Consider the following 13,531-nt stretch of genomic DNA (forward strand, 5'->3'; position numbering starts at 1 on the left):
GATAAATAAGTTACTTTTGCACGACTAAACATTATTATGTTAAAGCAGAAATGAATATTACAAAAATTATTAGTAAGACTTTCGATTCCCGTTTAAAACAGATAGACCTATATGCTAGTCAGGCTAGTGAGATACAGCATCGTGTGTTAAGCCGCTTAACACGCCAGGCCGCTCAAACAGAATGGGGAAGAAAGTACGATTATTCCTCTATCCGTAACTATGAAGATTTCCGTAAACGTGTTCCTATCCAGACATACGAAGAAATTAAGCCTTATGTAGAACGTTTGCGAGCTGGGGAACAGAATCTGCTTTGGCCATCGGAGATACGCTGGTTTGCAAAATCCTCCGGAACGACTAATGATAAAAGTAAATTCCTTCCCGTCAGCAAGGAAGCGCTGGAAGATATTCATTACAGAGGAGGAAAAGACGCGGCAGCTCTTTATTTCCGCATCAATCCGGATAGCCATTTCTTCTCCGGCAAGGGACTGATTCTAGGAGGAAGCCATAGCCCGAACCTCAATTCCAATCATAGTTTAGTAGGAGATTTATCCGCTATTCTGATTCAAAACGTAAATCCGCTTATCAATTTCATTCGTGTACCAAGCAAGAAAATTGCGTTGATGAGCGAATGGGAAACCAAGATAGAAGCAATCGCCAACAGCACTATTCCGGTAAATGTGACAAGTCTGTCCGGTGTACCGTCGTGGATGTTGGTACTTATCAAACGTGTTCTTGAAAAGACAGGAAAGCAGGCACTAGAAGAAGTATGGCCCAATCTGGAAGTCTTCTTCCACGGTGGAGTGGCTTTCACACCGTATCGTGAGCAATATAAACAGGTGATTACAACACCTAAAATGCATTATGTAGAGACCTACAATGCTTCGGAAGGATATTTCGGAACCCAGAACGACCTTTCCGATCCTGCCATGTTATTAATGATCGACTATGGAATTTTCTACGAATTTGTTCCATTGGAGGAAGTGGGAAAAGAAAATCCACGGGCTTATTGTCTTGAAGAAGTCGAGCTCAACAAGAACTATGCAATGGTTATTTCTACTTCCTGTGGTTTGTGGAGATATATGATTGGTGATACAGTGAAGTTTACCAGCAAGAATCCCTATAAGTTTGTCATCACGGGAAGAACGAAGCATTTCATCAACGCATTTGGTGAAGAGCTGATTGTCGATAATGCTGAAAAAGGATTGGCAAAGGCTTGCGCCGAGACCGGAGCACAAATTTGCGAATATTCTGCAGCACCGGTGTTTATGGATGAGAACGCAAAATGCAGGCACCAGTGGCTAATAGAATTTGCCAAAATGCCGGATTCCGTAGAAAAGTTCGCTTCGATACTTGACGCTACGCTGAAAGAGGTTAACTCTGACTATGAAGCCAAACGATGGAAAGATATCGCTTTGCAACCATTGGAAGTGATCGTAGCCCGTCAGGGATTGTTCCATGACTGGCTGGCACAGAAAGGAAAACTGGGAGGACAACACAAAGTACCCAGATTAAGCAATACACGCGAATATATAGAAGCAATGCTGGTGCTGAATAATAGCGCTCATCCGGAAGAATAACCAAAAACCAAAACATAACCACTACAAGTTTTTTTCCATTACAGAGGTTACTTGTATAAGGAGAGAGCGTCAAAACAACTCTCCGATTTCTTTCAGGCACGGATTACACGAATTACATGGATAAGTTTATTCTCTTTCCTTGTTTATTCGTGTAATCCGTGCCTTAGTTATGTCGATTAGCAAGCTAAGTTTTGTTTTAAAAAACTTGCGTCAGAGCGTTCATCTTCCCAATATATAAGATTACCGGGCGTTAACTATGATTCCTCCTCCTAGTAGTAATCCGTCTCCATAGAATGCAGCAGCCTGTCCGGGAGCAATGGCTGTTAATGGTTCATGGAGCTGCACGTGCAGTAAATGATCCGATGTGACGGTAATCGTACCATGGTTTTCCTGCTTGCGATAGCGTATCTTCACAATTATGTCAGAGCGTCCTAAAGTACGCTCCTGATTTACAAGATTCCAATCTTTCAACCACATTTCTGTTTTTTCCAACGATGAAAGAGAAGCCAACATTACTTCATTATTTTCAGGATCAATCTCTTTCACAAATACAGGACGATTCAGATGAATGCCCAAACCGCGTCTCTGCCCAATAGTATAAAAGGGATAGCCCTCATGCCAGGCAATAAAATTCCCCTTTTCATCGACAAATCTTCCTCTTCTGATTCTGTCAGACCAAGTCTGTTTATCGCTGCCCGATGTCTGACTATTGTTGATTGATGCCTCACTATTACTGACCAACATCTGACCATTTCTGACCAACCAGTCTTTTAAAAAGGTCCGATAATCCATCGGGCAAAAACAGACACCAATACTATCCTTTTTGGTTGCCACCTTTCGAAAACCATGTTCAGCAGCCCAGGCACGGGCTTCAGCTTTCGTAATATCGCCCATCGGCAACAGCATCCTATTAAGAATATCCTGCTTCAATCCCCATAAGAAGAAGGTTTGATCCTTATCCGAATCGGCGGCGTATGTTATATAAAAGGTTTCATTTAGTTGTATATTCTGCGCATAGTGTCCGGTAGCAATATAAAAAATTCCCATTTCATCGGCAATCTTAGCAAGTAAAGGCCATTTCAGATAATTATTGCACAAGGTACAGGGAACCGGAGTACGTCCTGCCAGGTATTCCTGCACAAAATATTCAATAATCTGCTGGGCAAATATTTCACGGGCATCGTATGTTATATGCCGTATTCCTAAACGTTCTGCCAAATTACGGGCATCTTCCAAGTATTCTGTCGAACCATTCAATTCATAAAAACGGAAGGTTACCCCGATTACTTCATAACCGGCTTCCAGCAATCGCATAGCAGCAACAGAGCTATCTGTACCGCCACTCATTCCAAGCAATACGCGTTTGTTTTCCTCTATCATGCTGCAAAATTAAGTATTTTCCCGTATCTTTGTCAGTTAAAGCCTAAAAGAGAATGAAAGAGAGACCAACTAACGGACAAGTTATAATCGTTTTCACAGAGCATCCGATACTCGGCATATTGCTGATTCCGTATATTGCGGAAAGGCTGAACGATGGCACTTTGCAATTAGTGGAGCAAGCGTTTCACGCCTCTCCGGAAGCTATGAGCATAATGAGCGAAGCGGAAAGACAAGCTATCGATATCGCTTCATACTATACAGAAAAGTATCTGATGGGCCTCTACTCCCGTGAAAAAACAGTATCACGCTTTCTACATAAGCTATCCGAAGATCCGGAACGAATTAAAAATAACATTCGCCCGTTTATCGAAAAGAAGCTGTTGGAGATGCTGGCGTTGATACGGGAAAATGGACTGCCTTTTTATCAGAAACAAGCCGGTAGCAAAATCTTATACGCCCATCATATTTATCATATCAACCCTCACGACGTAGAAATTCGCGTAACGTTTCATGTTGACAGTAAAACGTTCCGTTATCAGTTGCAGTGTTATTATGAAGGGCAACCGTTCTCTTTGAGTGAGTTAAAACCGGTAGTTGTACTGACCTCCTCGCCGGCCACTCTATTATTGGGAATGGAGTTATATTTCTTTCCGCACATTGAAAGCGCACGTATCTTACCTTTCACAAAGAAAAGATCGATTAGCGTAGACGCTTTGCAGATTGAGAAATACATAGACAACATCGTTATTCCAATTGCACGTTATCACGATATCGAGACTCACGGTTTGAATATTACTGAAGAAGAATGTGCCTGTGAAGCTGTTCTCTCATTCGAAGATGCCACATACAACGGACAAGCATTGCAACTTGTCTTCCGCTATGGAGACCAGACATTTGCACCAGATAGTGCTAATGAAATGAAGAAAATCATTTATCGGAAAACATCCGGTGAAATCGGCTTTTTCCCGCGTAATATTACAGTGGAAGAACAAGCAGTCCAACTCTTAACGAATGCCGGTCTGCAACAACTCAATGCCACACACTTCCAACTATCCGCCAAAGCTCCGGAAAAGACAATTGTCGAATGGATCAACAATCATCGGGAGATGTTGCAGCAATCCTTTCACCTTACCAGTAATGTAGGGAATGCATTATATTGTCTGGATGAGATACGCATCGAGCAAAGCTGCGACGATGAGGTTGACTGGTTCGAACTGCACATCACTGTTGTTATCGGTAATCTGCGCATTCCTTTTTCACGTTTCCGCAAACATATCCTCGAAGAAAAGCGGGAATATCTGCTACCTGACGGGCGTATGATTCTCCTGCCTGAAGAGTGGTTCAGCAAATATGCGAACTTACTGGAGATGGGAGTACAAACAGAAAAAGGAATTCGGTTGAAACATGCATTTATAGGTGCCGTACAGACAGCTTTGGGTGAGGATGGAGTGAAAAAATTCCCCGCGAAGCAGCAAATACATAACGTTGCCGTACCAAGAACGCTTAAAGCAACGTTACGCCCCTATCAGCAGAAAGGATTCTCGTGGATGGTACACCTCCATAAACAAGGATTTGGCGGATGCCTGGCAGATGACATGGGACTCGGGAAGACTCTTCAGACTCTTACCCTGCTACAGTACATATATAAGCCATCCGCTCCCAAACAACCCGCTACCCTAATTGTAGTCCCCACATCGCTACTTCACAACTGGCGACGGGAAGCCAAGCGCTTTACAGGGCTCTCAATGATGGAATACAACAACACCGTGGCTATAGACAAGAAACGTCCGGAAAAATTCTTCGGTCATTTTCACTTGATCTTTACTACGTATGGCATGATGAGAAATAACATTGATATACTCTCTTCCTACCGTTTCGAATATGTCGTGCTCGATGAAAGCCAGAATATCAAGAATAGCGAATCGCTCACCTTCCGGTCGGCAATTCAACTGCAAAGCAAACACCGACTCGCACTAACAGGTACTCCTATCGAAAACTCATTAAAGGACCTGTGGGCTCAATTTCATTTTATACAACCGGACTTACTGGGCACGGAAAGTGCTTTCCAAAAGCAGTTCATAATGCCGATTCGCCAGGGAAACGAACGCGTACGAGTGCAGTTGCAACAACTGACTGCCCCATTCATCCTCCGCAGAAGCAAGAAAGAGGTAGCTCCGGAACTTCCTGAACTTACGGAAGAAACAATCTACTGCGACATGACTGAAGAGCAGAACACGTGTTACGAACAGGAGAAAAACAGCCTGCGAAACATACTTCTCCAGCACCCTCAAAGTACGAACAGGCTCCATTCATTTAGTGTACTAAATGGCATTTTGCGTTTACGACAACTCTCTTGTCATCCGCAACTCATTCTTCCTGATTATACCGGAACATCCGGAAAAACCGCACAGATAATCGAAACATTCGATACATTACAAAGCGAAGGACACAAAGTCCTAATTTTCTCTTCATTCGTCAAACATCTGGAGGTCTTGGCTGAAGCTTTCCGAGAACGAGGCTGGAAATATGCCCTATTAACAGGAGCAACCAACAACCGGCCTTCCGAAATCGCCCATTTCACCGAGCAAAAAGATGTTCAGGCATTCCTTATTTCACTAAAAGCAGGGGGTGTGGGACTCAATCTTACACAAGCCGACTATGTATTTATCATAGATCCCTGGTGGAATCCTGCCGCCGAATCGCAAGCCATCGCCCGTGCCCATCGTATCGGTCAGGATAAGCAGGTGATTGCCTATCGCTTCATTACACAAAACAGCATTGAGGAAAAGATTCTGCATCTGCAAGATGAGAAACGAAAACTGGCGGAAACATTTGTTGCCGACAGTGAGTCATTGCCTATATTAAGCAATGAGCAATGGGTAGACCTGCTCTAATAATACATAAAGCCTCAATCTATCACAGAGGTGTGTAAAATGTATTATTTCATCGTATTCCTGAATTTTTTTATCCATATACTCTTATTTTATCCGGTTATCTTTGTCACTGTGAAAATTATAAATAACCCGAAATAATAAATGTATGAAAAACAGGAGCATTACCTACCTATTACTATTTGGTATTTGCAGCATGTTGGCAATCATGCAATCATGCCAAAAAACAGACGACCTGGAAGCAGACATCAATTCTCTGAAAGACCGTGTCGCTGCTTTGGAAAAAGCAACGGAAGGACTGAATACTTCATTTGCCAGTCTGCAAGCCCTTATGCAAAAAAACAAAATCATTATCGGAATTACTCCGACTAAAGATGGCTTAGGATATTTGCTGGAACTTAGTGACGGAACAAGCATTAAAGTCATGGAGAGTGAAGCAGTACAAGCGTCTGTCCCTGAATTTTCCGTAGACGAAGAAGGCTACTGGATATATAAAACAAGTAATGATACAGATTTCAAATATCTGCCAGGAGCCGATGGAGAGAAAATATCAGCCTGGCCCCGTGATGGAGAAGGCAATGTGGTGGCAACTCCATTAATCAGCGTATCTTCCAGTGGATATTGGCAAGTGAGCTACGATAATGGACAAACATATACAAGCTTAGGAACTAAGGCCGAAGGTGGAAGTCAGGGAGGAACCAGCATATTCAGCAAGGTAGAATATAATGAAGCAAACCATACTTTCTCATTCACCCTGGCTGATGGTGAAAAAACATATACTTTCCCAGTAGACGACAGCTTCGGACTGATCATTTATGGTCTCAATGACGCTGAAAGTGAACAAGCTGTGCAAGTTTTTGCCCCCAATGAAAGCCATAAAGAGTATAAAGTAGAACAGAATGACGTGCAACAAGCTGCAATACAAGCTCCTAAAGGATGGGATGTTCTTTTATCCGAGAACTTATTAACTATCACACCACAAGCAACTGTTGTAAAAGACGTAGAAGAAACAATTAAGATTGTACTTACTTCATCAAAGAATTATATCCGTATTGTTTCTATTGAAGTGAAACAACTTTCCAATGAAACCGGAGCAAAAGCCTGGCAACAATTTGTAAACGCAGATCAACAAAATGTATTATTGGACTTTTCATACGCCGGATATAAACATGGTGAAATAGCTCCTCCTGAAATAGAAACATTAATAGCACAAGGATATAAAGTATACGATGTTACAGATCCCCAATATGGGGCTATCCCCAACGACGGCAAATCTGACAGAGCAGCTTTCATGAAGGTACTGGAAAAAATAGCAAGAGAAACAAAGCAAGAAGATCTCAATAATATGACAGATCGATATATTAAGGAAAACGCTAAAGCTATTATCTACTTCCCAGAAGGGAATTATATTCTACAAGATGAGGATTCTAAGGATCGCAGGATTCGTATATCGATGAGTGATATTGTTTTAAAAGGAGCCGGAAGAAACAAAACAACACTCGAAATGACTGCTGCAAATAATTCTCCCAAACCTACTGAGGAAATGTGGAATGCTCCTGTTATGATGGAGTTCAAACATAATACAGGATTAGGAGAATCAATTGGTGCTATCACTGAAGACGCTCCCATAGGCAGCAAAACCATAACGGCCAGTTTAACAGGAGTAAGTGCGGGCAGTTGGGTATGTCTCGTACTGGGAACCCCCAAGTTGGGAAACACGGATAATGATGTTATTAATTCCGAACTATCGCCTTATCAATGGCAAGATATTAAGGTACAACAAGGCATTACTCCCAATATCAAAACAAATGGTATTCAAATATTCGAATACCATCAGATTGAAAAGATTAGTGGTAACAGTATTACCTTTAAAGAACCCATCATGCATGCTATTAATAAAGATTGGGGATGGAATGTACATAAATTCGCCAATTATGCCAATGTTGGCGTAGAAGACCTTACATTTAAAGGACATGCCAAAGAGAAGTTTATTCATCACGGCTCTGACATAGATGACGGTGGTTTTAAGCTTATCGATTTTGTACGTCTGACCAATTCATGGATGCGCCGGGTTAATTTTGAAAGTGTTAGTGAAGCCATGTCAATCACAAGTTCTGCCAATTGTTCTGCTTATGACATCACTATTGGTGGTAATCGTGGACATGCTTCTATCCGCTCGCAAGCTTCTTCCCGTATCTTTATTGGAAAAGTAACTGAAAGCAGCAATGGCTACACACTTAGAAAAGGAGAAGGTGAAAGCACATTGATGGAATATAAAACAAACGTTGGTCAATATCACGCTTGCGGTGTTTCAAAGCAAAGCATGGGTGCTGTAATATGGAATGTGAAATGGGGAGATGATTCTTGCTTTGAATCACATGCCACACAGCCACGTGCAACATTAATTGACTGCTGTACTGGCGGTTTCATGCATTGGAGACAAGGAGGAGACTCTGCTCAAATGCCAAATCACATGGAGAATCTGACAATATGGAATTTCTATGCAACAAATGTACAAACAGATCAGGACATCGATACAGAAGGTAAATTTACCTGGTGGGATAGTAACGGCTTTTGGTGGAAATTTATGCCTCCTATCATTGTCGGTTTCCACGGAAGTCCTTTAGATTTTGATGCTACTCAAATGAAGCGACTCGAAAGTAACGGAACTGCTGTGGAACCATATTCACTCTATGAGGCTCAATTACGTAAACGTTTGGGATATGTTCCTTCCTGGCTATCCTCTTTAAAATAATAACTTTAAAACAATATAATCATGAAAAAAGTATGGAGTATGTTCATGTTATTGGCTGTATGCCTGGTAGCATGTACCAACATTGACGATTTGGAAGATGATGTAGACGCACTGAAAAAGCGCGTTACCGCACTCGAGACACAAGTACGTGATATAAATAGTAACACAGAAGCTCTTCGCGAACTTTATAATGAAGGAACATTTATTACTAATATAGAGGAAAAGTCTGATTCCTACACACTCACTTTGAGCAATGGAAAAACAGTAAATCTATATATGAAAAACGATAATAACCTGTTATGCCCTATTATCGGTATCGATTCAGAAGGCTACTGGACTGTTCTTTACAACAAAAATGAAACTCCGGAGCGTCTGACTGTAAACGGACAACCTGTGAAAGCTAATGGAGAGAGTGGCAAGACTCCTACATTTAATGTAGATAGTGAAGGCTACTGGCAGGTTAGCTATGATGAAGGAAAAAACTATGAATATATATACAAAGAAGGAACTACTGACAAAGTCAGCGCAACTGGTGACGGTTCCGCTCCGGCAGAAGACAAAAACTTCAAGAGTGTAACAGTAGAAAACAACGAACTGGTCTTAGTACTTGCGGGTGAGGATGCTCCAACCATACGTATCCCTATCATCAGCGACTTTGAATGTAGTTTTGCGGCTGAAGATTTAGAACAAATACAAGAGTTTTCTGCAGGTGAAACGAAAGAATTTACCATGACCATGAGAGGAGTAAAAAATACAATGATTACTGCTCCAGAAGGATGGAGTGCTAAATTCTCTAAGGAAGCTGGAAAAGAAAATGTATTGATTGTTACTGCCCCTGCATCAAGCGCAAAGATGATGACTCGTGCAACAGCTGATAACAGTACTGATATTGCGATATTGGCAACAAGTGGAAAGTATGCTATGATTGCAAAGATTCAGGTTAGTATTAAGAATCGTACGGATTATAAAGCCGATTTTGATCATGGTAAAGACATTACTATCGGCGGCATCACCATCAACAACCAAATTTATTCAGATGCTGACATACAAATATTGGATGCAACAGATGCCGATGTGGCACTTGACACTTACTTTAGTGCTACAATGAGTAAACCTGTTATACTGTTCCTCACAGGTACAGCACACAATTTTACCACAACCGGAGTAAAATCAATCAGCAATGATGTTATTATCATCGGTCGATATGATGACGAGCAAGTAACACTTCGTCCTATTAATTGCTGGAAATCATGCAAAGGAAAGCTACTTTTTAAGAATATAAAAATAGATTTAAGTGATCTCAATGGAGGTAGCAATGCTGGTTATTTTATAAATAATGCAGGCGTTATCAGCAAGGGAGACTTTACTGACATCTGCATTGACAACTGTCTGATTGCGAATGTCTTGAAACCAATTTATTACGATGCAGCACAAAAGACTTACTTTGGTATAGACAACATCTCTGTTCAAGACACTCGTATTGAAGTTAATGCTATCAAAATTGCCTTGATAAATATATATAAAGGCTTCAATTTAGGAGATTATAAAACTTTCAACTTCAAGAACAATATAGTGTATAGCCAGACACCTCAAGAAGGCGTGCAAATATTAAACTGGGCTACTGGTAATATACCTTTATCAGATGGTGTACTTTCTGCCGAAATTATAAATAATACTTTTGTCAACATGATAGGTAGCAATATATTCTTCAGATATCAAAAAGGAACATCATTGACTATAAGCAAGAATATCTTTGACGTAAGTCCGGAAGCAGAATTCGGTTCCTACTATTATTCTTTCTTAGAAAGTTGCACACCTCAAATAGATGTAACCGACAATATCGTATATGGCTTAACCAAAAATTGGAATTATTATCATACAAGTTCTTTAGTTAAAGAACCAACAAGCGGTAATAACATAACCAAGCACGCAACAGCTCCTATTACTCAATATGATTATGTAAATGGTATATTTACATTAGCTAGCGATGTAGCTGGTTATGGAGCAACAATTGAATAAAACTCTTTTACCAGTTTAATAATAAAAGCCGCATAACTTTCGTTATGCGGCTTTTATTTATCTAAATGTCATATCATCAATCAAGAAATCAGAAACAGGAGAAGCTACTACATCCGAAAAATACGAGTCTGGTTCAAAAAGAAAGTCCCTGCATCTGATGCATGACAGCACGACGACTCAGATCTGAAGCTCCTTTATTAATATTCAATACTTTACAAAAACATCTGCCAAGTTGAACAAACGATGGCTGGCTTAGCTAAAGCCACATCTTTTCCCCCACCACCTTGCGGAAAAACTTTTTTAATCTATCTTTGCACCCAAAACAACGCTACATGAAATACAAACTTATCGTGCTCGACCTTGACGGCACACTCACCAATTCTAAAAAAGAAATCACTCCCCGCAACAGGGAAACTCTAATACGTATACAAGAGCAAGGAATACGACTCGTATTAGCTTCCGGACGACCTACTTATGGTATTGTACCATTAGCCAACGAATTACGGATGAATGAATTCGGAGGTTTCATCCTCTCCTATAACGGAGGTGAAATTATCAATTGGGAAACAAAAGAGATGGTATATGAAAATGTGTTACCTAATGAAGTTGTTCCGATGCTCTATGAATGTGCCCGTACCCACCAACTAAGTATATTAACCTATGACGGAGCAGATATAATAACAGAAAACTCTCAAGACCCATACGTACAGAAAGAGGCCTTTCTCAATAAAATGGCAGTACGGGAAACAAACGACTTCCTCACAGAGATCACGCTTCCTGTAGCCAAATGCCTCATCGTGGGAGACGCAGATAAACTCATTCCGCTTGAAGCAGAACTTAGTCTCCGGCTACAAGGACATATTAACGTTTTCCGTTCAGAACCCTATTTCCTCGAATTAGTTCCGCAAGGAATTGACAAAGCTCTTTCTCTTGCTGTCTTATTGAAAGAAATAGGAGTAGCACGAGAAGAAGTCATAGCAATGGGAGATGGCTATAATGACTTATCCATGATTAAGTTTGCAGGACTGGGAATTGCTATGGGAAATGCACAAGAACCTGTAAAAAAAGCAGCAAATTACATCACTCTAAGCAACGAAGAAGACGGTGTAGCAGAAGCTATTGATAAGTTTTGCAGTCAACAATAACCAAACATTTACTTTCATGCCGACAAAATTTTAGTTTCTCGGTGAGAAACCTTTGGTTTCCCGTAATGAAACCATTGGTTCCCCGGTGTGAAACTTTTAGTTTCATACCGGGAAACTAATAATATTACCAGTAAAACAGCTCAAGAGCTAAAATCAACTCATCAAAGATAGAGCGCATATTCAGATTTTATACTAACTTTGCAGTTCCAATAAAACAAATATAAAATGTTATGGAACATCAACTTACCATTTACAACACCTTAGATAGAAAGAAAAAGTTGTTCGTACCGCTTCATGCACCTCATGTAGGCATGTATGTGTGCGGACCGACTGTTTACGGAGATGCCCATTTAGGACACGCCCGCCCGTCTATAACCTTCGATGTGTTATTCCGCTATCTCACCCACCTAGGATATAAAGTACGCTACGTACGAAATATTACCGATGTAGGTCATCTGGAACATGATGCCGATGACGGAGAAGACAAGATTGCCAAGAAAGCACGTCTGGAAGAGTTGGAACCAATGGAGGTTGTTCAATATTTCCTGAACCGCTATCATAAAGCAATGGAAGCACTGAATGTACTTTCTCCGAGCATCGAACCACATGCTTCAGGACATATCATTGAACAAATCCAACTGGTACAGAAGATTTTGGATGCCGGATACGCCTATGAAAGCGAAGGCTCCGTTTATTTCGATGTAGCCAAATACAACAAAGATCACCATTACGGAAAACTTTCCGGACGTAATTTGGACGACGTATTGAATACCACCCGTGACCTCGACGGACAAAGCGAAAAACGCAATCCCGCCGACTTCGCCCTTTGGAAAAAGGCACAACCTGAACATATCATGCGCTGGCCGTCTCCATGGAGCGACGGTTTCCCCGGATGGCACGCCGAATGTACCGCTATGGGACGCAAATACCTAGGCGAACACTTCGATATTCACGGAGGAGGAATGGACTTGATTTTCCCTCACCACGAATGTGAAATCGCACAATCGGTAGCCTCACAAGGTGATGACATGGTTCACTACTGGATGCACAACAACATGATTACCATCAACGGAACCAAGATGGGTAAATCACTCGGCAACTTCATCACTTTGGACGAATTCTTCAACGGTACTCATAAGCTGCTGGCACAAGCCTACACACCAATGACAATCCGTTTCTTCATCCTGCAAGCTCATTACCGCAGCACGGTAGACTTTAGCAATGAAGCACTGCAAGCATCCGAAAAAGGGCTGCAACGTCTGATGGAAGCCATTGACGCATTGGATAAGATTACTCCCGCACCGGCAACTTCAGAGGGAATCAACGTGAAAGAACTGCGCGCTAAGTGCTATGAAGCAATGAATGACGACTTGAATACACCGATTGTCATCGCACAGCTTTTCGAAGGTGCCCGCATTATTAACAATATCATTGCCGGCAATGCCACCATATCCGCCGAAGACCTGAAAGAGTTGAAAGAAACATTCCATCTGTTCAGCTTCGACATCATGGGATTGAAAGAAGAAAAAGGTTCTTCTGATGGCCGTGAAGCAGCCTACGGTAAGGTAGTAGATATGCTACTGGAACAACGTATGAAAGCGAAAGCCAACAAAGACTGGGCTACTTCCGATGAAATCCGCAACACACTGACAGCACTCGGATTTGAAATCAAAGATACTAAAGACGGTTTCGAATGGAGGCTGAATAAGTAATAAGAAAAGAAAGTGCTCAACGCACCGTGCAAATACAAAGAAGACCGGCTCA

Annotated in this window: 7 protein-coding genes; 6 read left to right on the top strand and 1 reads right to left on the bottom strand. The window is 41.4% G+C overall.

All coding sequences use genetic code 11. The features are described from left to right. The first annotated feature begins 50 nt into the window (after positions 1-50). Positions 51-1,577 (top strand): GH3 auxin-responsive promoter family protein, encoded by a 1,527-nt coding sequence (locus KFO40_RS14340; RefSeq protein WP_117683796.1) that lies wholly within the window; start codon positions 51-53, stop codon positions 1,575-1,577. A gap of 240 nt (positions 1,578-1,817) precedes the next feature. Here KFO40_RS14340 and mnmA read toward each other — a convergent pair whose 3' ends face one another. Beyond that, positions 1,818-2,957 (bottom strand): tRNA 2-thiouridine(34) synthase MnmA, encoded by a 1,140-nt coding sequence (gene mnmA, locus KFO40_RS14345; protein WP_118407452.1) that lies wholly within the window; start codon positions 2,955-2,957, stop codon positions 1,818-1,820. 53 nt (positions 2,958-3,010) lie between these two features. Between mnmA and KFO40_RS14350 the strand changes: the two genes are divergently transcribed. From KFO40_RS14350 to cysS, 5 genes are all read left to right on the top strand, one after another. Next, positions 3,011-5,851 (top strand): DEAD/DEAH box helicase, encoded by a 2,841-nt coding sequence (locus tag KFO40_RS14350; RefSeq protein WP_008024003.1) that lies wholly within the window; start codon positions 3,011-3,013, stop codon positions 5,849-5,851. Between the two features lie 145 nt (positions 5,852-5,996). Then, entirely contained in the window at positions 5,997-8,603 is a 2,607-nt protein-coding gene (locus tag KFO40_RS14355; RefSeq protein ID WP_055235782.1) for a DUF4955 domain-containing protein, read from the top strand. Positions 8,604-8,624: 21 nt separating this feature from the next. After that, positions 8,625-10,622 carry a PL29 family lyase N-terminal domain-containing protein gene (locus tag KFO40_RS14360; protein ID WP_008023999.1) on the top strand — a complete coding sequence of 666 codons (1,998 nt, stop codon included), beginning with the start codon at positions 8,625-8,627 and terminating at the stop codon, positions 10,620-10,622. A 332-nt stretch (positions 10,623-10,954) separates the two neighbouring features. Continuing rightward, on the top strand, positions 10,955-11,767 hold the full coding sequence (locus tag KFO40_RS14365) for a Cof-type HAD-IIB family hydrolase (RefSeq protein WP_004315541.1): 813 nt from the start codon (positions 10,955-10,957) through the stop codon (positions 11,765-11,767). Positions 11,768-11,997: 230 nt separating this feature from the next. Then, positions 11,998-13,479 (top strand): cysteine--tRNA ligase, encoded by a 1,482-nt coding sequence (gene cysS / locus KFO40_RS14370; RefSeq protein ID WP_211146500.1) that lies wholly within the window; start codon positions 11,998-12,000, stop codon positions 13,477-13,479. Positions 13,480-13,531 lie beyond the last annotated feature (52 nt).

This window comes from Bacteroides sp. 1001302B_160321_D4, assembly GCF_015667765.1.
GTDB lineage: Bacteria > Bacteroidota > Bacteroidia > Bacteroidales > Bacteroidaceae > Bacteroides > Bacteroides xylanisolvens.